We start from the raw sequence: 19831 nt of genomic DNA, 5'->3' as shown, positions 1-19831 counted from the left end.
TGTTGGCGCCGATTCAAAATTGAGCCACCGTGCCGATTGAATTTTGAGCCAGGGCTAATGGCCAACCTGTGAAGGTCGGCTGTGGATAAGTGTAGTGCCTTGGGTCGGTTTTGGTCTCCTTGGTGATCGAGCTCGGTGGTCGTCCGTTGAGGGTAAGCCGCGCAGGGCGAAGCCCGTAGCGGCTTGCCCTTGAGCCGCTCAGAACGGCTCAGCCTTCTTGGCCTGTTCGCGTGCCTTGATGCGTTTCTTGGCCACGGCTGTGCTGTGCATGAACCTGTGGGACTCGTTGCCCGTCTCGACGATGTGGCAGTGGTGCGTGAGTCGATCCAGCAGTGCCGTGGTCATCTTGGCATCGCCGAACACGCTGGACCATTCCTTGAAGTCCAGGTTGGTGGTGATCATCACGCTGGTCTGCTCGTAGAGCTTGCTCAGCAGGTGGAACAGCAAGGCGCCGCCTGCCTGGCTGAAGGGCAGGTAGCCCAGCTCATCAAGGATGACCAGGTCCATGCGCTGCAAGCTCGCTGCGATGCGGCCTGCCTTGCCTTGGGCCTTCTCCTGCTCCAGTGCGTTGACCAGGTCCACCGTGGAGTAAAACCGCACGCGTGAGCCATGGCGCGTGATGCCCGCCACGCCGATGGCCGTGGCCAGATGCGTCTTGCCCGTGCCGGGGCCACCCACCAGCACCACGTTGTGCGCCTGCTCGGTGAACGCCATGCTGGCCAACTGCTCGATGAGCTTTTTGTCCACGGGCGAGCATTCGAAGTCGAAGCCCGCCAGGTCGCGGTGCACGGGGAACTTCGCCGTGTGCATCTGGTAGCTCACTGAGCGCATGGCTCTGTCCGTGACTTCCGCTTGCAGCAGGTGCTCCAGCAGCCAGCGCGAGCTCTCCAGCGTGGCGTGGCCGCCTTGCTTGACCAGGTCCTCCCAGGCCCCGGCCATGCCGTACAGGCGCAGCTCTTTGAACTCCTTGTCCAGCTCACGCATGATCGGCCTCCTGCATGTCGCTGCCAGCGCGCAGGCTGTCATAGCGCGCCGTGTCGGCCAGGGGTGTCTGGCTCACTTGCAGGTTGGTCGCAACCGTCTCGGGCAGGGGCTGCGCTTGCAGGCGGCCGAGCACGTTGATGACGTGCTCGGTGCTCACCCGCCCCGATGGCGGCGCACTCTCCAGGGCCAACTCCACCGCCACCAGCACGGCGTCCAGCCCTTGCTTGGGCACCTCGGCCAGTACCTGCGCCATCACCCTGTCGCCCCCCTCCTGGTGCAGCAAGCCTTTGCGCATGCGCTGCAATGGCTCGGGCAGGTCTGCAAAGGGCGCGCCGTTGCGCAGCGCGCCCGGCTTGCGCTCGATCAGCGGCACGTAATGCTGCCAGTCGTAGCGGGTCTGGTTGCGATCGCTCAGGCGCTCGTGCGTGGCCACCATAGCATCGCCGGCCACCACCACGATCTGCGCCGGGTACAGGTGTGTGCTGACCATTTGCCCCGCCCATTCGCAGGGCACCGAGTAGCGGTTGCGCGCCACCGTCACCAGGCAGGTGCTGCTCACCTTGGCCGGGTTCTCAACATAGCCATCAAAGGCCACCGGCATCGGCATCAGGTGGCTTTGCTCCAGCTCCAGCATCTCGGCGATGCTGAACGCTTTGTGCTGCGGGTGGCGCAGCTCTCGCCACAGAGCCCGGCAGCGCTCGCCCAGCCACGCATTGAGCTCGGTAAAGCTGCCAAAGCGCCGTTGCCCCGCCTCCACCCAGATGCGACGGCGGCTGTCTTGCACATCCTTCTCCACGCGCCCCTTCTCCCAGCCGCTGGCACGGTTGCAAAAATCAGGGTCGAACAGATAGTGCGCGCACATGGCTGCAAAGCGCGCATTGACCACGCGGCCTTTGCCCTTCTTGACTTTGTCGACCGCCGTCTTCATGTTGTCGTAGATGCCACGGCGTGCCACGCCACCCAGCGCTGCAAAGCTGCGGGTGTGCGCATCGAACAGCATCTCGTGGCCTTGGCTGGGGTAGGCCACCAGCCAGAAGGCCCCACTGGCACACAGCTTCATGTGCGAGACCTGCATGCGGTAGTACACCCCGCCCACCAGCAAGCCGTCTTCGCTCCAGTCGAACTGGAAGGCCTCGCCAAGCTCGAAAGTCAATGGCACGAAGGCCTTGCAGGCCGCCTGTTGGCCTTCACCTTGGCGCCACTTGCGGATGAAGTCCGTCACCCGCGTGTAGCCACCTTCGTAGCCCGCTGCCTTGATCTGCGTGAACAAGGCCTTGGCCGTGCGCCGCTCCTTCTTGGGCCGCTTGGCATCGGCCTTCAAGGCTTGCTTGAGCTCCGCCTCGTGCGCCGACAGCTTGGTCGCCTTCGCCGCCTCCCGGCGGTACTTGGGCTCGACCGGCTGCGCCTCGTCCAGCCACTTGGCCACCGTGTTGCGCGACAGGCCCGTGGCCCTCGATATCTCCCGCTTCGTCTTCTTGTCCCGGCGGTGCATCCGCCGTATCTTGCCAATCATGTCCATGGTGATCACCCTCTTCATTCCCTTGCTGCACAAAACAGCAGGGTAGGTAAAACACCTGGCTCAGTTTTAGGTCGGCATCACACCAAAAAGTGGCTCAGTTTTCGGTCGGCGTCAACACCCTTGCTGCACAAAACAGCAGGGTAGGTAAAACACCTGGCTCAGTTTTAGGTCGGCATCACACCAAAAAGTGGCTCAGTTTTCGGTCGGCGTCAACACGCGCAGAGTTTCTCAATATGACTCCCGAAGAGAGGATACGGCTACTACGGGAGCGTGGAGGCCGCTAAACGGGCGTACGCAGCAAAATAGGGGGTGAGAGCAACTGATCGCCCCCGGGCTAGTTCCATCGCGTCGCAGAAGACATGGTGCGATTGCTAATTCTTTCTTCAGTACATGCAGGCCGATTGTGGGTCGATTCAGCGTACTGTTCAATGCTCTCGACGTCAGATGAGTTTCAGACTGCGCGGCTTCACGGAGCCCGGGCGACGGCCTACCCGTTGGGGGCAGTGGCTCCCGCGACGCCCTGCCATGCCAGCAGAGAGACTGGTGCTATGGATCAGTGTGTACGTGGCGCTGGCCTACAACGGTTCTTTTTTGAAGGCGAGCACGGCTGGCCGTGACTGGTTGGCACTGGACACATGGGTGTATGCCAGCGCACTGGTGGTTGCCTTGATTGCGCTGCACGGGCTGATCTTCAGCGCCGCTGTGGTCTGTTGGAGCGTTCGGCCTTTGCTCACTGCATCAGTGCTGGTTGCAGCCTTTGCAACCTTCTACATGCAACGCTATGGCGTCTATTACGATCCCAGCATGCTGCGCAATGTGCTGCGGACAGACACCGCTGAAGCCAGCGAGCTGATCACCTGGAGCTTGATCGCCCATGCCTCGCTGTACTCGGTGGTGCCATTGTGGGCGATATGGCGCATTCGCTTTACCCAGACTTCCTTGTGGCGTGCCGTCCTGCGGCGCCTCGTTTTCAGCGCTGCGTGCGCCATGGCGCTGGTGGCCGCCGTGCTCCTCATCTTCCAGGACTTTTCTGCGTTGATGAGAAACCAAAAGGAGCTGCGGTACCTCATCACTCCCGCCAACGTGATCTACTCGACAGCTCGGGTCTTGTCGGCCGATGTCGATACACCCAAGTCCCGGCAATCCGTCGGCCTGGATGCTCGCATGGCAGCACCAACAAAGACCCAAAAGCCGAAGCTGCTGTTCCTTGTAGTAGGAGAGACGGTGCGTGCTGGAAATTGGGGACTCAATGGCTATGAGCGCCAGACTTCACCGAACCTTCAAGCGTTGAACGCAGTCAACTTTGGCGACGTCACCGCCTGCGGAACAGACACGGAAACGTCACTTCCTTGTATGTTCTCGGCGATTGGACGGCGAGACTACGATGAAGCTCGAATTCGCTCATCCGAGTCGCTACTCCATGTTCTGGCACGGGCCGGCATCACGGTGCACTGGAAGGACAATCAGTCGGGCTGCAAGGGCGTCTGCGATGGCCTCAGCAACATCCCGGTGGACCCGCTTGCCGCTGCAGCACTTTGTTCTGAGGGGAGATGTCTCGACGAAGTGCTTCTTCAGGGGTTGGAGTCCGTCACTGAGACTTCTGACACTACGACGGTTGTGGTCCTGCACATGCTCGGCAACCACGGGCCCGCCTATTTCAAGCGCTACCCTGCAGCCTTCAGGCGTTTCGAACCTACCTGTGATACGGGCGAGTTGCGCAAGTGTGATCGCCAGAGCATCGTGAATGCCTATGACAATGCGGTGCTCTACACCGACCATGTTCTGGGCCAGGCCATAGCTTTTCTCAAGCGCCAGGAGAGCCGCTTCGATACGGCGATGCTCTACGTGTCCGACCACGGCGAGTCGCTGGGCGAGAAAGGGCTGTTTCTTCACGGCCTGCCCAGAGCAATTGCACCAGACGAACAGACCAAGGTGCCTATGGTCTGGTGGCTGTCGGAAGGCTTCAAGGAGAGCCGTGGGATCAACAGCGCCTGCTTGAAGGAGAAGGCGTCGGCCGCCTTGTCGCATGACAACCTCTTCCACTCTGTGCTCGGGCTGCTAGGTGTCTCGACCCAGGTCTATGAAATGGACCTGGACATTTCGGCGGCGTGCAGGCCGATTGACTGAAAGATCCAGGCTGGCGCGCTTGGGCGCCCCGCCTCAATGGCGAGTGCGTTGATCAGAACCCGTTCGTCTTCGGGCTCGCAGTTGGGTCAACCTTCGGTCTCGCATGCGATTGGCCAGACGCTGGCTGTACTTTATGCCTTTGGTTCGCTCCGGATGGCGTTTCAGCCAAATGCGGCGGACCCGCCAGAACGTCAGCACCGTGGCGATCAGGCTGATCCATATCCAAATCAGCTTAGCCGCTAGTCCGTGACCCATGGCCTAAGACGTTTCTGAACTGTGTTGTTGCCTGCATGAAACGGGGCGCCTGCCGTAGTGCAATCACATTCAAGCGCCCCGCCGCACCTTGGATTACTTGAGGGTGAATCGAACCGAGGCGACGGATTTGCCGCCTTTGGTGACTGCCGCAACGGCTTTCGTTCCTGCTGCCACCTTGAAGCTGCCCGAAGCTTCCAGCTTTCCATCGACTGGCAACAGCTGGACGTCCTGCTTCTCAGTACCGGTCAACAGCGTGACCTTTGCCGCCATTCCAGCAACGTCTGCAGGCTTGCCATGGTCGCGGACGTAGAGCTGCAGCTTGTCGGTGCCGGACACAAGCTCATAGTCCACGTCTTTTGCCTGGGCCACTACACCGCCATGCAGCGGCTTTGTGTCGTGGTTGTCTGCGGCGATTGCTGCGCCGGAAATGAATACGGTGAGTGCGAGGAGAAGCTTGGTTGCTTTCATTGGATTTCCTTTGCTGAACAGAATAAAAAATGGGCCCCGCAAACTGCGGGGCCCGAAGGCCCATTACTGGGCGGAGGGAACTGGGTGTACAGGTTCTGCGGTCACGTCCTCAACCTGCTCGTCAGGCTTGTGGGCCAGGCGATAAAGGATGGGCAGGACCAAGAGCGTCAGGAGCGTCGAGGAAAGAATGCCGCCGATCACAACGGTGGCCAACGGGCGCTGCACCTCGGCCCCGGTTCCCGTAGCGATGGCCATTGGGATGAAGCCCAGAGAAGCAACGAGTGCCGTCATGAGCACGGGACGCAGACGTGTCAGCGCGCCTTCACGGATCGCATCGTCCAGTGCAACGCCTTCCTCTCTCAACGTGCGGATGTAGGAGATCATCACCAGGCCGTTGAGCACCGCGACCCCTGAGAGTGCGATGAAGCCAACTGCCGCGGAGATCGACATGGGGATGTCGCGAAGCCAAAGCGCAAGGATGCCCCCCGTCAGCGCGAAAGGAATGCCCGTGAACACCAGCAGGCCGTCCTTGGCATTTCCGAACATTGCGAACAGCAGCACGAATACGAGCAACAGTGAGACGGGCACCACAATCTGCAGGCGCTTGGAGGCAGACTGCAGGTTCTCAAACGTGCCGCCCCAGCTTGTCCAGTAGCCCGTCGGGATCTTGATCTGCGCCAGGCCTTGTTCGGCTTCTGCAACGAAGGAGCCCACATCGCGGCCGCGCACGTTGGCGCTCACCACGATGCGCCGCTTGCCGTTCTCGCGGCTGACCTGGTTAGGGCCGGGGGCGAGCTCAAAGGAAGCGACTTCGGCAAGTGGGATGAAGTTGGTCCGCGCTTCCGCAGTGCCCGCTGAGCGAGGCAGCGGGATGGGCAGTCGCTTCATGCCTTCCATGTCATTGCGGATCGCTTCGGGCAGGCGCACCAGGATGTCAAATCGCCGATCACCCTCGAACATCGTTCCGGCTTCACGTCCACCGATGGCTGTGGCCACCGTGTCCTGGATGTCGGCCACGTTCAGGCCATAGCGAGCCGCCTTCTGGCGGTCGATATTCACCGTGAGCATCGGCAGCCCGGTTGTCTGCTCGACCTTCACCTCCGATGCCCCTTGGATCTTCTGCAGCATCGAAGAGATCTCTTCTGCCGACTTGTTCAGGACGTCCATGTCGTCCCCGAAGATCTTGACCGCGACGTCGCTGCGCACGCCGGAGATAAGTTCGTTGAAGCGCAACTGGATCGGCTGCGAGAACTCGTAGTTGTTGCCGGGAATCTTGCCGACCACCTCTTGGATGGCGGTAAGCAGTTCGTCACGAGTCTTGCGTGGCTCGGGCCATTGGTCCATGGGCTTGAGCATGATGTACCCGTCCGAGATGTTCGGCGGCATGGGGTCCGAGGCAATTTCTGCAGTGCCGGTTCTGGCAAATACCCGGTCGATTTCAGGGAACTTCTCTTTCAGCGTCCCTTCGATCTGGCGCTGCATGGCGATAGATTGCGAGAGGCTGGTACCGGGGATTCGCAGCGCCTGGATGGCAAGGTCACCCTCATTGAGTTGGGGAACGAACTCGCTGCCCATTCGGGTCGCGATCAATCCGCAGAGCACCACGGCCACTGCGGCAATGGAGAGCACTACTGCCTTGGCGGACATGACGCGATCCAGGAGCGGCGCATAGATTCGCTTCGCATGGCCGAGCAGGAAGTTTTCCTTCTCGCTGACCCGGTTGCCTATGAACAGTGCGACTGCGGCGGGGATGAAAGTCACCGACAGGATCATTGCGCCGACAAGTGCCGCGACCACGGTAAACGCCATCGGGTGGAACATCTTTCCTTCGACGCCAGTGAGGGCGAAGATCGGCAGGTACACCACCATGATGATGAGCTGACCAAACAGAAGGGCGCGGCGAGACTCTTTCGATGCCAGAAACACTTCATGGAAGCGCTCGGCCCGTGTCAGTGGTCGACCATGGTGGGCTTGGGCGTGCGCCAGGCGGCGAACGCAGTTCTCCACGATCACAACCGCGCCGTCAATGATGATGCCGAAGTCCAGCGCTCCAAGGCTCATCAGGTTGGCACTGACCTTGTAGTTCACCATGCCGGTGAACGTGAAAAGCATCGACAGCGGAATCACCGTTGCCGTGATCACCGCAGCCCGGATATTGCCCAGGAAAAGGAAGAGGATCACGATCACCAGGATCGCGCCTTCCATGAGGTTCTTCTTCACCGTGCTGATGGCCTTGTCCACCAGGACAGTGCGGTCGTAGACGGTGACCGCGTGCACGCCTTCTGGCAAGTTGCGGTTGATCTCCACCATCTTCTTGTCCACGGCTTGCGACACGGTACGGCTGTTCTCGCCGATGAGCATGAAGACCGTACCGAGCACGACCTCACGGCCGTTGTCCGTGGCAGCGCCAGTGCGCAGTTCCCGGCCGATCGATACGTCGGCGACATCCCGCACACGCACAGGGACACCGTTGGCACTGCTCAAGATCACGTTGCCGATATCTTCCATCGACTTGACCTGGCCAGGGGCGCGAACCAGGTACTGTTCGCCGCGCTTCTCGATGTAGCCCGCGCCAACGTTGCCGTTGTTGCGGTCCAGAGCAGTGACGATGTCTTGCAGCGTCACGCCGAGGGATGCCAGGCGCTCGGGGATTGGCGCAATCTGGTATTCCTTCGCAAAACCGCCGATGGAGTTGATTTCGGTGACGCCTGGAACATTGCGCAGCTGCGGCTTGATGATCCAATCCTGGATTTCACGCAGGTCTGTCGGGGTGTAGGGGTTGCCGTCTGGCTTCTTGGCTCCATCCTTGGTTTCAACCGTCCACAGGTAGATTTCGCCCAGGCCGGTCGAGATAGGTCCCAGCGCAGGGGTGATGCCTGCCGGCAACTTATCCCGGGCCTCCTGGATGCGTTCGTTCACCAACTGGCGCGCGAAGTAGATGTCGGTGCCGTCCTTGAAGATCACCGTGACCTGGGAAAGGCCGTAGCGTGACAACGACCGGGTCTGCTCCAGATTGGGGAGACCGGCCATGACCGTCTCGATGGGGTAGGTCACGCGCTGCTCTGTCTCCAGTGGTGAGTAACCGGCGGCTTGCGTGTTGATCTGCACCTGGACGTTGGTGATGTCCGGAACAGCGTCGATGGGAAGCTTCTGGTAGTTGAAGACGCCCAGGGCACCCATTGCAATGGCAGCGAGCAGCACCAGCCATCGCTGCTCGATCGAAAATCGAATCAGTTTTTCAAACATGTGTGAGGCTCCGTGATCAGTGCGTGTGCTCGGCGGACGCCTTGCCCAGTTCGGACTTCACGACGAAGCTGCCGGACGCTGCGTAGGGCGTTCCGGGCTTGATGCCCTGAAGAACCTCGATACGCTTGCCATCGCTGCGTCCCAACTGCACGGGCTGGGCAATGAAGCCTCCATTGACCTTGAGGAAGACAACAGGCTTGTCCCCAACCGTCTGGACTGCGTCTGCAGCGATCGTCACGGGCACAGTTGCCTCATCAGCCACGACCTCGACGTTCACGAACAGGCCTGGCCGCCATGCTCCCTTGGGGTTATCCAACACCACCCGCGCCTTGGCGGTTCGGGTTTGCTCACCGATGAGCGCGCCCACGAAGGCCACAGTGCCCGTCGCTGAAGCGTCGAACGCGGTGGCCTTGATGGTGACTTTCTCACCGACCCGCACGAGAGGGAGATCCTTGGCTGGAACGTTGATTTCCGCCCACACCTGGCTCAGATCAGAAATCGTGAACACGGCGGCGTCTTCCTTGACGGCTTCGCCGAGGCTCAGATGCTTCTCGATGACGATCCCATCAAAGGGCGCACGCAGCTCAAGCCGGTTCAGGCCCGAGGCGGAAGAGGACGACAGACCCAATGCCCCCAACTTCTGGTTGGCGTTGGCGACAGCAACTTCGGCTTCGTTGAGTGCCTGCTTGGCCTGCAGGTAGTCCTGCTCCGCCGAGACCTTCTGCTCCCAAAGCTTCTTCTCCCGCTCGTAGGTCGTCTTTGCCAAGGCCATGCGCTTTTGGGCCGTCTGCAGCTCGCTGCGCTGCTCCGATGCTGTGGGACTCGCGATAGCGGCCAGCACCTGCCCCTTCTTGACGACCTGGCCCAAGCTGGCGTTAACGCTTTCCACCACGCCAGCAAGGCGTGGAACCACGTGCGAGGTGCGATCTTCGTTGAGGCGGATCTCGCCGGGCAGCAGCAGCGCAGACTTGATGCTCGCAGCAGATGCCGAGTCAACGCCGATGGCTGCCGCCTTGATCTGGGCATCGGTCAGCTCGACCTTGCCTTCTTCCTTGCTCATCACGAACATGAAAGGCTCATTGCCCTTTTGCGCAATGATCTCGATGTCAAACGCGTGTGGTTCTGCCACGCTCTCGCGGCTCACCCACCCGTCCTTTTCCTGGATGAACGAGAGCGTCTGTTTTTCACCCGTCGGCCGGGTAATTGTTGCGGCGACCGTGGCGGCGCTCTGCGGCAGTGGCGTGTCCTTGTCGAACATCCAGACGCGAAGGCGCGGCTCGCCGCCGTCTTCCGCAAGCAGAGCTTCCAGGCCGAAGTCGCCTTCCTTGAAGAGGCTGCCACCGTTCGTCCCCTTGGACTCACTCTTCTCGTGATGCTCCCCGTCGGCATGGCCTTTGTCGTCATCATGGCCCTTGCCATCCGCTTTGCCATGGTGCTCGCCGTCTCCGTGCCCCTTGGCTTCAGTGTGGGTGCCGTGGCCGTGGCCATCTCCCTCACCGGCCGCAGCCTTCGTCTTGCCTCCCTGCAGAATGAGGGCGCCAGCACCAACGCCCATCGCGATGACGACGGCGATGGCGATCAGGTGCTTCTTGCTGATGCTTGATTTGATGGAGTTCATGGTCGATCTCAGTTTTGCTTGTTGGTCGGTGCATTGGGCGTCTGGCTGCCCAGGAGTCGGTCGATCTCCGCGGCTGCTCGATGGGCTTCGGCCAACGCCTTGAGGTACTGCGACTTGGCTGTGAAGTACGTGCGCTGTGCGTCGAGAACTTCGAGGAAGTTAAATTTGCCGTTCTCGAACCCCACGGTTGCTGCGTCGTAGGCCGACTTGGAACCAGGGAGCACGTCACCTCGCAACGCCTGCACTTCGGTAGTGATCGTTGCCAGTCGATCGTGGGCTTGGGTCACCTCGCTGTGCAGCCGCACGGTGGTGGCTTGCAATTCGTCCCTTGCTTTGTCCTCAAGCTTCAGGGCCTCCAGCAGGTTGCCCTGGTTGCGGTCGAACAGTTGTAGAGGCACAGACACTCCGAGCAGGAGCATGTTGCGCTGTGTCTCATTGCTGCGCTGCATACCTGCGCTCACAGTGACGTCCGGCACCCGCTTGCTCTGCTCCACCTCGGTCAAGGCGATGCGCCGATCCACTTCGACCTTGGCGACAACAACGGCAGGGGATGACGCAACCAGGGATTGCAGCGCCGCGATATCAGGAACGGCAGGAAGGCTCTCGGCCTCGCCTTCCAGCAGGAGGGTCATCCCGGTGGTTCGGCCCAACAGTGCATAGAGGCGGGTCAGTGCATTGCGCTCTTCGCCCGCCGCCTGCGCCAACTCCACGCGTATGCCGGCTTCCGCAACGCGTGCCTTCGTCTCCTCGACGGGGGAGACCTTGCCCGCAGCCACACGCTTCGCAACGGTGTCAGTGGATGACTTGGCAAGCGCTGCACTGTCCTTTGCCAAGGCCAACCGCTCTTGGGCCGTCAGTGCTTCGAAGTAGGCGGCAACCACATTGGCACGCACCGTGGATTTCACCTCAGCGAGCTGAGCCTGTGCCTGCTCCCGGGCCCTTTCCGCGGCCTTGGTCCGTGCCGTGCGCTTACCGCCGAGTTCAATCGGAAGGTTGAGCTGCCAGCTTTGCGTGCGCGTTTTGGACCGGGTGTCTTCGAGCGAGTACGCAAACTCCGGATTTGGGCGCGCGCGTCCCTGAATGACTTGCCCTTCTGATGCCTCGACCTGGCGCATGGCCGCGGCAACGTCTGCATTCCCTTCCAGTGCCAAGTCGATGGCCCTGGCCAACGACAACGGGGCTGCGGACGACGCCAACGCGCTGTGAGCAATTATCGATTGGCTTCCTTGGGTGCCTGCGGGCACGCCCTGGGCGAGCGCGACCGATCCGCTCGCAAAAATCGTGGCGGCAACAACTGCTGTGACCGCAAAACTCTTTCGGCCGGGTACAGCGACCAGGCGATTTGAAACATGAATTCCCTTGAACATCCGATTCTCCAGTGACCTTGAAACACGGGGAAATCGGCGGGATGGCAACAACAACGTCACCTAGCTGCTCAAGTCCATTTCGGCTGCGGCGCGCGCGGCGACTCCGCCCTATCGAAGGCGGATAAAGAATGGATCGAGGAAGAAGCCCCGCCGATTAGGCGAGGGAGGGCCACTGAGGGCGGTCTGGGGGGATGGGGCTGACGCCTGCTAGCGGTGACAAGACCGGGGCGTTCATTCCGTTACCGCGATCTGCAGGCATTTTGGAATCTGGCACGTAGACTGCACCGAGTCCAAGGCCATGGCATGAGCGGCAATCGGGGTCGAACTTGTCGAGATTCTTCTCGCCCACTTTGGCGTTGCCAACGGTCGTATCCGATTCATGCTGGTGTTCGTGATGACCCACGTGCTGCACAGTAGAGGCGGACGTAGCGCGCTCATGCTGGCAGTACGAAGCTACCGCAGCCCAGCTGAACTGGAGCGGTAGCAGTACGAGCATCAAAGCGACGACCCAGCGACTCATTTTTTCAGTCTAGCATGGCAAGTTGAATTCTGAGCACTAGGTATCGAAGAACAGCGCCGCAGCTTCACATGCCTCGGACGCTCCCCGTGTAGCCGCGTTCCGCTGCCACGTCCGCAGTGTGACTGCCACGGTACATGCCTGGAAATACGTCCTTGAGCATGCGCCCGTCTTCACCATTGGCGACGATCTCTCCGTGAAGAATTGCCTCGGCCAGTTCATGTTTGACTTCGTCGCGCGACTTCGGCGAAACAGCCGCCACTGCCTGCGAAGGATAGCTCCCTGGAGCGATCTCATTCAACTTAGCACCAGATTCGCCAGCGGCCATCATCTCTCCTGACTTGATCGCTTGGCCCAGTTCCTGCTGCACTTGCTCACGCGTCTTCTTGGGCGCGGTTGCTGCTTGCGCAGGATAGGCGCGGGGGTTCATTTGGCGTAGCGTCATGCTCGACTCACCGCTGCCCATGATGTCGCCGCTGCGAATGGCTTGGAACAGTTCAGCGCGAACCTGTTCACGGGTGAGTGGAGCCGATTGCGCAGAGGCGAGCAGAGGTGCGGCGCCCAGAGCGGCGAGAAGGAGTGCGGTCTTGAATTTCATGGTGTGGTCCTTTGAGTTAATGTGATTGAATAAATGAAGGGCGGATTACGGCAGCTGTTGGGCGTTGACCCACCCAGCTTCGCCGCCCATGTCGCGCATGCCATCTGCTGTGATCGGGTTGCGCTTGGCATATTCGAGCTCCTGCAGCACCTGGTCCCGGCTCTTGGTGAGGGTCGGCGCTTTGACGAGCGGGTAGGTGGCGGGATAGCCACGGCTGATCCATTGGAGCGAGCCGTCTTGCTGGGCTACAAGCACGGTATTGCGAACGGAGTCCCGGCTCACGGTGTTACCCAGGTGGTCGGGAGTAAACACAGCTCCCTGCTCCTGCACTGGGCTGGCGTGATAGGCCGACGCGGCGAACGAAGTCGTAGCGACGGTGGCCAGGCCAACGATGATGAGTGCGTTGCGAACTTTCATGATGTTCTCCAGTTGCACCGGACGCCTCTTTTTTTGGCTACCGGGGTGACACGCTTTGCATCACGAAGAGAAGTCTAAAAATCTCGCCCTATCAAGGCAGTGACTGCCGGATTACGCTTTTGACAGCTTGGATCTCCACTGCTGAGTTGGATACTCTTCGAACCTGAAACCTTGGGGCTGGCGGGAGGGCTCCTGATAGCAAAGTCGCTCAGTCCCCAAAGAACATACAAGATCGAAGCGGTCGCGCCGATCACGGGGCCAGGCCTCCGTGCGCCTGTCGGCGAGCAGGCCGAGTAGGTGGATGGCAAGCAATCAGGTAATTTCGGAGGGGCAAACTCGTTACTTTTCTTGCAGTTGATGTCGCGTTAAATGCGAAAGCCCCCATTGCCGACGCAAGATCAGAATGGTCTCTGCCGACCTGGAGCTGCCACGCTGAAAGTCGGTTTAGCAGCGGTTGCCGTCGCTCGTCCTGCCGCTATGGAAGTCCGCTGACGATCTCTCATCGGTCGTTCGGAGTAGTGGGCCATATTTTTGGATGGAGATAGAGAACACCAATCTATTAGCTCCTCACATGGCTTGCGCTTTCAAGCCAGCTTAAGCAGGTCCGCGAGGTCCATAGGCGGCTCGATAAAACGTTAAGAGCCTCTTAGCATGCAACTCGCCAAGCATGATCGCATCGGCATAGCCTTACATGCCTTGGCGACTGCCGCTCTCGATCTTGACGCCCGGTTGATTTTTGCGAATGGGCTTGACCTTCTCGTCGTGACAAGGTTCATAGTCAAAACATGAATCAACTGAAGGAGGCTCACATGGTCCGTTTCAATGTTCCTGACATGACGTGCGGTGGTTGCGCCCAGCGCATTCGTCGAGCAATAGCTCAGGCCCCAATGCCGGCGGGTGTCGAAGTAGAAATCGATGTGGCCGCGCGGCAGGTCCGCGTTCCTGGGCAAGCCGAAGACGACACTGTGGAGCTTGTTCGCTCCGCAATTGAGCGTGCCGGATACAAAGCAGACGCCGTGGTGGGGACTTCATCGGGCCGAACAACCGGTGGCTGCTGCTGTGCGTCTCGGTCCACAACCTCTGTTGATGTGAATCAAGGCGCTGCGAACCGTACGTCGTCATGCTGCAATTGAACCTACAAGGAGACCATCATGCGTCTGAATATCCTCGCTGGGCTGTTGACAACCCTTTTCGTGGCGGGATGTGCCATCGCGCAATCTCCAAAACCTACGGACGAACACGCAGGCCACCACCCCGGTGATGCGCAGAGCGGTGGCGTAGCCACCCAGTCTGCCCCGACAGCTACTACCCCGCCAGCACCGGACGCCTTTGATCGTCAGATGAAGGCGATGCAGGAAATGCACAAAAAAATGCAGGCGGCCAAGACTCCCGCCGAACGTTCTGCTCTGATGGACGAGCACATGAAGCTCATGCAGTCCGGCATGGCCATGATGGGTGCTGGTAATTCTGGTGGCATGGGTATGGGGATGATGCAGCAAGGGGCGCAGGCCAAACCTGCCGCACCTGCAGCCTCTGGAAACTCGGGCATGGGAGGCGGCATGATGGGCATGCACGCTCAAATGGAGCGCCGCATGGCCATGATGGAACAGATGATGCAAATGATGGTGGACCGCCAAGCGGTCATGCCATCCAAATAGCCCCCCCGCGAGCGTCCTGAGGGGCGCTCGCCACAAAATCTCATTGAGATTCTGTAAACCACCTTCCTGAATCGACCAGCGCAAGGCGTGTTTCCCCTGAGCCCGTTACTGCCGCCCGCAAGCACTACGCATTTCAGAAGTGGGGATGTGGTCGGCTCCTTTGCATCCATGCTTGATCGATAGCTCAATTGGGTGCCATTGATGGCGGCGACGGTGTTCTTATCGGGTCTTCAGTTTTCAGCGATAGCGACAGGGGGGGCGCCGCTGACCTGGTAGCGCCGCTTTGATCGGCACCCAGGCCATGGAGCCAGTCCGATTGAAGCTGCATTGCCTGACGTCGCCACGCAGCCTCTCGATCAGCAAACTCGACGCCCCTAAGCCTGCCTCACGAAGCCTAAGTGTCCAGCTGGTCGCGTTTTCTCGGCTTTCTCATCAGCACATAGGCTGCAGGAATCACGAACAAAGAAAGCAGCGGTGCGGTCACCATACCGCCCAGCATGGGAGCCGCGATGCGGCTCATGACCTCCGAGCCTGTCCCGCTGCTCCACACGATGGGTACCAGGCCCGCCAGGATGACGGCTACGGTCATGGCCTTGGGGCGCACGCGCAGCACTGCACCTTCCCGGATCGCGTCCAGCAGCTCTTCCAGCGTGGGCTGCCTGCCGTCTGGACATCTCTCTGCGAGTGCGTGCTTGAGGTAGATGAGCATGACCACCCCGAACTCTGCCGCGACCCCCGCCAGAGCGATGAAGCCCACACCGGTGGCGATGGACAGGTGGTAGTTCATCAGGTACAGGAACCAGATGCCCCCAGTGAGCGCGAATGGCAGCGTCGCCATGATCAGTCCCGCCTCGCCCATGCGCGAGAAGGTCAAGTACAACAGCACGAAGATGATCAGCAAGGTGGCAGGCACCACGACTTTCAGGCGGGCATTGGCCCGCTCCAGGTACTCGAACTGACCTGAGTACGTGATGCTGACCCCGGGCTCCAGCTTGATCTGGCGGCCCACCGCATCGCGCAGGTCATTGGCCACCGATGCCAGATCGCGCCCCCGCACATCGACATACACCCAGCCCGATGGGCGGGCGTTCTCGCTCTTGAGCATGGGGGGGCCATCGGTGATGGAGATGCTGGCCACCGTGCCCAGCGTGATCTGCTGCCCCATGGGCGTGGAGATGGGCAACTGGGCCAGGCGTTCCGGGGAGTCGCGCCACTCACGCGGATAGCGCAGGTTGATCGGGAAGCGGGCCAAGCCCTCGACCGTTTCAGACACGTTTTCACCACCGATGGCCCCGGAGACCACGGCCTGGATTTCGGACACGTTCAGCCCGTAGCGCCCTGCGGCCGTGCGGTCGATGCGGACATCGACGTAGCGCCCCCCCGTCAGGCGCTCTGCCAACGACGAAGTCACTCCCGGAATGCCCTTGGCGACCTGCTCGACTTGGGCAGCGATCCCGTCGATCACCTTCAGGTCGTTGCCGGTCACCTTGACCCCGATGGGACTCTTGATGCCGGTGGCCAGCATGTCAATCCGGTTGCGGATGGGTGGAATCCAGATGTTGGACAGGCCAGGAATCTTGACGGCCTTGTCCAGCTCCTCGATCAGACCCTCGGGCGTCATTCCTGGACGCCATTGGTCTCTGGGCTTGAGCTTCACCGTGGTCTCGAACATTTCCAGCGGTGCCGGATCGGTTGCGGTCTCCGCGCGGCCCGCCTTGCCGAAGACGCGCTCGACCTCGGGAACCGTCTTGATCATCCGGTTGCTCAGTTGCAGAAGCTCCGTCGCCCGCTGTGCCGACAGGCCCGGGAGCGCCGAAGGCATGTACAGCAGATCGCCTTCATCGAGCCTGGGCAGGAACTCGCCCCCCAGCCGCGAGAGGGGCCAGATCGTGGTCGTCAGCGCCAGCACGGCGATGACCAGTGTGGATTTGGGGCGGTGCAGAACCCATTCCAGGCAAGGCCGGTACACGGCAATCAGCGCGCGCGTGATCGGGTTCTTTTGCTCATCTGGGATGCGGCCCCGGATCCAGTAGCCCATCAGGACCGGGATCAGCGTGACCGAGAGGGCCGCAGCTGCGGCCATCGCGTAGGTCTTAGTGAACGCCAGCGGTCCAAACAGGCGACCTTCCTGTGCTTCCAGCGTAAAGACGGGCACGAAGGACAAGGTGATGATGAGCAGCGAGAAGAACAGCGCGGGGCCTACCTCCTCGGCGGCTTCGGTGATTACCTTCCAGCGCTCTTCCCCCACCAGTTGGCGGTCGGGATGCTTGTGCTGCCAGGCCTCCAGCTTCTTGTGGGCGTTCTCGATCATCACCACGGCCGCATCAACCATGGCGCCCACTGCGATCGCAATGCCACCCAGAGACATGATGTTGGCGTTGATGCCCTGGTAGCGCATCACCAGAAACGCCGCCATGATCCCCAGCGGCAGAGAAATGATGGCGACCAGTGCCGAGCGCAGGTGCCAGAGGAACAAGACACAGACCACAGCCACCACGATGAACTCCTCCACGAGTTTGGTGGTGAGGTTCTGGATCGCCCGCTCAATGAGCGCACTGCGGTCGTAGGTTGTGACGATCTCCACGCCCTGGGGCAGGCTGCTTTGCAGCTCGCTGAGCTTGGCCTTGACGGCTTGGATGGTTTCCTGGGCATTCTTGCCCGAGCGCAGGACCACCACGCCACCGGCCACTTCCCCCTCGCCGTCGAGTTCGGCGATGCCGCGCCGCATCTCCGGTCCGATCTGCAGCGTTGCGACATCGCCCAGGCGCACGGGAATCCCGGCGCGCGACACCAGCGGGGTGGCCCTGAAGTCGTCCAGCGTCTTGAGGTAGCCGCTGGCGCGCACCATGTACTCGGCCCCGGACAACTCCAGCACCGACCCTCCCGTTTCCTGGTTCGCTCCCAGGATGGCATCACGCACCTGCCCCTGGGTCAGCCCTTGGGCTGCGAGCTTGATCGGATCGAGCACCACCTGGTACTGCTTGACCATGCCGCCCACCGACGCCACTTCCGCGACATTGGGCAGGCTCTTGAGTTCGAATTTCAGGAACCAGTCCTGCAGGGCCCGCAGCTGGGCGAGATCGTTCTTGCCGGTGCGGTCCACCAGCGCATATTGGTAGATCCAGCCGACCCCGGTGGCGTCGGGGCCGAGCGACGATTTGGCCGTGGCGGGTAGTCGCCCCTGCACCTGGTTCATGTACTCCAGCACCCGGGAACGTGCCCAGTACAGGTCCGTGCCGTCCTCGAACAGGATGTAGACAAACGAGTCGCCAAAGAACGAGAAGCCGCGCACCGTCTTGGCGCCCGGGACGGACAGCATGGTGGTGGCCAGCGGGTAGGTCACCTGGTTTTCCACGATCTGCGGCGCCTGGCCGGGGTAGGAGGTGCGGATGATGACCTGGACATCCGACAAATCGGGGAGCGCGTCCACGGGGGTGCTGCGCACGCCCCACACGCCCCAGGCCGTGAGCATCACGGTCGCCAGCAGAACCAGGAGTCGGTTCGCCACCGACCAGCGGATCAGACGTGCGATCATGGCTTGATCCTTTCCACGGCAGTGATCACGAAGTCCTTGCCTTGCTGCTGGAAGGTGAACTTGACCTGCTGCTCCGGTTTCAGGGCCTTGGCCAGCTCTGGGTTTGCCAGCTTGAATGGCATGGTCATGCCGGGCCACTTCAGTTCAGGCACGGCCTCGTGGGTAAGGGTCAGCTCGGTTGGCGTGACCTCATCGACCACCCCTCGCACCGTAAAGCTCTTGGACGCCGGAGCCGCAGAGGCCGAGGAACCCTGTTCAGCGATGGGTTGTGCGCTGCTGCCGGGAGGTTGAGCGGGCATGATGCCTCGCAGGCTGGCTTCCGAGTCGATCAGGAACTGCGCCGAGGCGACCACCTGCTGCCCTGCGGTGAGTCCGCTTTGAATGACGAGTCGGTCATCGATTTCCGCGCCAAGTTGTACCTGGACGGGGTGGTACTTGCCGGGGCCGTCCACCACGTAAACCAGTGCCCGCTTACCGGTTCGGATCACCGCTTCACTGGGTACCAGCAGCGCCGGTTGGGTGCGTCCCGCCAGGACAATCTGCCCGGACATGCCCGCCTTCAGGCGCTGGGTGGGGTTGGGAAGCTCCAGGCGCACGCGCACCGTGCGGGTGTCCCGGTTGGCCTCTGGGAGGATGCTCACGACACGGGCTTTGAGGGTTTCGCCCGGAAACGCGGCCAGGCGCACCTGGGCGTCCTGCCCCAGTTGCAAGGGACCGCTTTGCGCTTCGGGAACGGCCGCTTCGATCCAGACGCTGGCCAGACCGTTCACGCGCACCAGGCTGGCCCCCGCAGAGACCGTCATGCCCTGGCGCACCATCAGTTCGGCCACCATCCCTGCTTGTGGGAAGGTCACCGTGTAGCGGCCCTGAGGTTCGCCCGTGCGCTCCACCTGGGCCACGAGCGAGGCAGGCATGCCCAGCAGTGACAACCGATGACGCGAAGCGGCCGTCAGCGACTCTTCCTTGAGCGCCCGGACAGCGAGGAACTCGCGCTGCGCAGCCACCCACTCAGGCAGCAGTAAATCGGCCAATGGCGCGCCTGCGGCCACCACGTCACCCGGGGCCCGGGCATAGACACGCTCCACAAATCCTGCAGAACGCGCCTGGACGATACTCACATCCCGGTCATTGAGCTGGACCGTGCCCAGCACGTCCACATCGGATCCAATGTCGCGCTGCTCCACCGTGGCGGTGCGCAGGCCGAGGGCTTGCACCGCTTGTGCCGAGACATTCAAACCGGTGCTTTGTTGTGCGTCCTCATCGGCGTACTTGGGAACCAGCGCCATGTCCATGTAGGGCGACTTGCCTGGCTTGTCGAACTTCTGCGTTGGCACCATGGGGTCGTACCAGTACAGCACCTTGCGGTCGGCCTTCGCCGCTTCTGCCGATGGAGGGGTAGCGCCAGATGGATGACTGCTCGCAATGCGCCATTGGGAGACGCCCCAACCGAGGGCAATGCCAGCAGCCACCAGTGCCACGGCCACAGTGGTCTTCTTGAAAACGGTATTGGTCATGTGGTTCT

The 19831-nt window shown here is 61.3% G+C and carries 15 protein-coding genes; 4 read left to right on the top strand and 11 right to left on the bottom strand.

What is annotated here, in order from left to right; all coding sequences use genetic code 11:
* Nucleotides 1-198: 198 nt before the first annotated feature.
* Together istB and istA are read right to left on the bottom strand one after the other, a co-directional pair.
* A complete protein-coding gene (gene istB / locus ASD94_RS01660) occupies nt 199-984 on the bottom strand; it encodes an IS21-like element helper ATPase IstB (protein ID WP_024815605.1) in 786 nt (261 codons plus the stop codon).
* Entirely contained in the window at nt 977-2503 is a 1527-nt protein-coding gene (gene istA / locus ASD94_RS01655) for an IS21 family transposase (RefSeq protein ID WP_056637686.1), read from the bottom strand. Before istA ends, istB begins: the two co-directional genes overlap by 8 nt.
* A gap of 543 nt (nt 2504-3046) precedes the next feature.
* Here istA and ASD94_RS01650 point away from each other — a divergent pair.
* Entirely contained in the window at nt 3047-4630 is a 1584-nt protein-coding gene (locus ASD94_RS01650) for a phosphoethanolamine transferase (protein WP_235510538.1), read from the top strand.
* 348 nt (nt 4631-4978) lie between these two features.
* Here the strand turns inward: ASD94_RS01650 and ASD94_RS01645 are convergent, their stop codons facing one another.
* The 7 genes from ASD94_RS01645 to ASD94_RS01620 all read right to left on the bottom strand — a co-directional run bounded on the left by ASD94_RS01645 (nt 4979) and on the right by ASD94_RS01620 (nt 13116).
* Nucleotides 4979-5353, bottom strand: a complete 375-nt coding sequence (locus ASD94_RS01645; protein WP_056637607.1) for a hypothetical protein — start codon at nt 5351-5353, stop codon at nt 4979-4981.
* Nucleotides 5354-5416: 63 nt separating this feature from the next.
* On the bottom strand, nt 5417-8599 hold the full coding sequence (locus ASD94_RS01640) for a CusA/CzcA family heavy metal efflux RND transporter (RefSeq protein WP_056637604.1): 3183 nt from the start codon (nt 8597-8599) through the stop codon (nt 5417-5419).
* A gap of 16 nt (nt 8600-8615) precedes the next feature.
* Nucleotides 8616-10217: an efflux RND transporter periplasmic adaptor subunit gene (locus ASD94_RS01635; RefSeq protein ID WP_056637601.1), complete on the bottom strand. Its 1602-nt coding sequence runs from the start codon at nt 10215-10217 to the stop codon at nt 8616-8618.
* Nucleotides 10218-10225: 8 nt separating this feature from the next.
* Nucleotides 10226-11584, bottom strand: coding sequence for a TolC family protein (locus ASD94_RS01630; RefSeq protein WP_056637599.1), 1359 nt, complete (start codon nt 11582-11584; stop codon nt 10226-10228).
* 154 nt (nt 11585-11738) lie between these two features.
* Complete coding sequence (czcI, locus tag ASD94_RS24250) at nt 11739-12104, bottom strand: cation efflux protein, CzcI family (protein ID WP_343736098.1); 366 nt, start codon at nt 12102-12104, stop codon at nt 11739-11741.
* A gap of 64 nt (nt 12105-12168) precedes the next feature.
* Nucleotides 12169-12699, bottom strand: a complete 531-nt coding sequence (locus ASD94_RS01625; RefSeq protein WP_056637596.1) for a DUF4148 domain-containing protein — start codon at nt 12697-12699, stop codon at nt 12169-12171.
* A gap of 45 nt (nt 12700-12744) precedes the next feature.
* Nucleotides 12745-13116 (bottom strand): hypothetical protein, encoded by a 372-nt coding sequence (locus ASD94_RS01620; RefSeq protein WP_056637592.1) that lies wholly within the window; start codon nt 13114-13116, stop codon nt 12745-12747.
* Nucleotides 13117-13767: 651 nt separating this feature from the next.
* On the opposite strand from ASD94_RS01620, the gene ASD94_RS23440 reads away from it, so the two are divergent.
* From ASD94_RS23440 to ASD94_RS01615, 3 genes are read left to right on the top strand one after another with little or no spacing between them, the layout of a single operon-like run.
* Nucleotides 13768-13905 carry a hypothetical protein gene (locus tag ASD94_RS23440; RefSeq protein WP_156391310.1) on the top strand — a complete coding sequence of 46 codons (138 nt, stop codon included), beginning with the start codon at nt 13768-13770 and terminating at the stop codon, nt 13903-13905.
* On the top strand, nt 13902-14249 hold the full coding sequence (locus ASD94_RS22980; protein WP_310219107.1) for a heavy metal-associated domain-containing protein: 348 nt from the start codon (nt 13902-13904) through the stop codon (nt 14247-14249). Before ASD94_RS23440 ends, ASD94_RS22980 begins: the two co-directional genes overlap by 4 nt.
* An 18-nt stretch (nt 14250-14267) precedes the next feature.
* Nucleotides 14268-14774 carry a hypothetical protein gene (locus ASD94_RS01615; protein ID WP_056637589.1) on the top strand — a complete coding sequence of 169 codons (507 nt, stop codon included), beginning with the start codon at nt 14268-14270 and terminating at the stop codon, nt 14772-14774.
* A gap of 394 nt (nt 14775-15168) precedes the next feature.
* Here ASD94_RS01615 and ASD94_RS01610 read toward each other — a convergent pair whose 3' ends face one another.
* Nucleotides 15169-18309 (bottom strand): efflux RND transporter permease subunit, encoded by a 3141-nt coding sequence (locus ASD94_RS01610; protein WP_056637585.1) that lies wholly within the window; start codon nt 18307-18309, stop codon nt 15169-15171.
* Nucleotides 18306-19823 (bottom strand): efflux RND transporter periplasmic adaptor subunit, encoded by a 1518-nt coding sequence (locus ASD94_RS01605; RefSeq protein WP_056419591.1) that lies wholly within the window; start codon nt 19821-19823, stop codon nt 18306-18308. Before ASD94_RS01605 ends, ASD94_RS01610 begins: the two co-directional genes overlap by 4 nt.
* Nucleotides 19824-19831: the final 8 nt, after the last annotated feature.

The organism is Acidovorax sp. Root70 (assembly GCF_001428225.1).
In the GTDB taxonomy this organism is placed as follows: domain Bacteria; phylum Pseudomonadota; class Gammaproteobacteria; order Burkholderiales; family Burkholderiaceae_C; genus Acidovorax.
The sequence above is the reverse complement of the archived record's forward strand: the minus strand, read 5'-3'. Positions and strand labels throughout refer to the sequence as shown.

Excerpts from the sequence above, each read along its gene's own strand:
- ASD94_RS01640 (WP_056637604.1), bottom strand. The coding sequence starts at position 8,599 with ATGTTTGAAAAACTGATTCGATTTTCGATCGAGCAGCGATGGCTGGTG.
- ASD94_RS01605 (WP_056419591.1), bottom strand. The coding sequence starts at position 19,823 with ATGACCAATACCGTTTTCAAGAAGACCACTGTGGCCGTGGCACTGGTG.
- ASD94_RS23440 (WP_156391310.1), top strand. The coding sequence starts at position 13,768 with ATGCAACTCGCCAAGCATGATCGCATCGGCATAGCCTTACATGCCTTG.
- ASD94_RS01635 (WP_056637601.1), bottom strand. The coding sequence starts at position 10,217 with ATGAACTCCATCAAATCAAGCATCAGCAAGAAGCACCTGATCGCCATC.
- istB (WP_024815605.1), bottom strand. The coding sequence starts at position 984 with ATGCGTGAGCTGGACAAGGAGTTCAAAGAGCTGCGCCTGTACGGCATG.
- ASD94_RS01645 (WP_056637607.1), bottom strand. The coding sequence starts at position 5,353 with ATGAAAGCAACCAAGCTTCTCCTCGCACTCACCGTATTCATTTCCGGC.
- ASD94_RS01610 (WP_056637585.1), bottom strand. The coding sequence starts at position 18,309 with ATGATCGCACGTCTGATCCGCTGGTCGGTGGCGAACCGACTCCTGGTT.
- ASD94_RS01625 (WP_056637596.1), bottom strand. The coding sequence starts at position 12,699 with ATGAAATTCAAGACCGCACTCCTTCTCGCCGCTCTGGGCGCCGCACCT.
- istA (WP_056637686.1), bottom strand. The coding sequence starts at position 2,503 with ATGGACATGATTGGCAAGATACGGCGGATGCACCGCCGGGACAAGAAG.
- ASD94_RS01620 (WP_056637592.1), bottom strand. The coding sequence starts at position 13,116 with ATGAAAGTTCGCAACGCACTCATCATCGTTGGCCTGGCCACCGTCGCT.
- czcI (WP_343736098.1), bottom strand. The coding sequence starts at position 12,104 with ATGAGTCGCTGGGTCGTCGCTTTGATGCTCGTACTGCTACCGCTCCAG.
- ASD94_RS01615 (WP_056637589.1), top strand. The coding sequence starts at position 14,268 with ATGCGTCTGAATATCCTCGCTGGGCTGTTGACAACCCTTTTCGTGGCG.
- ASD94_RS22980 (WP_310219107.1), top strand. The coding sequence starts at position 13,902 with ATGAATCAACTGAAGGAGGCTCACATGGTCCGTTTCAATGTTCCTGAC.
- ASD94_RS01630 (WP_056637599.1), bottom strand. The coding sequence starts at position 11,584 with ATGTTCAAGGGAATTCATGTTTCAAATCGCCTGGTCGCTGTACCCGGC.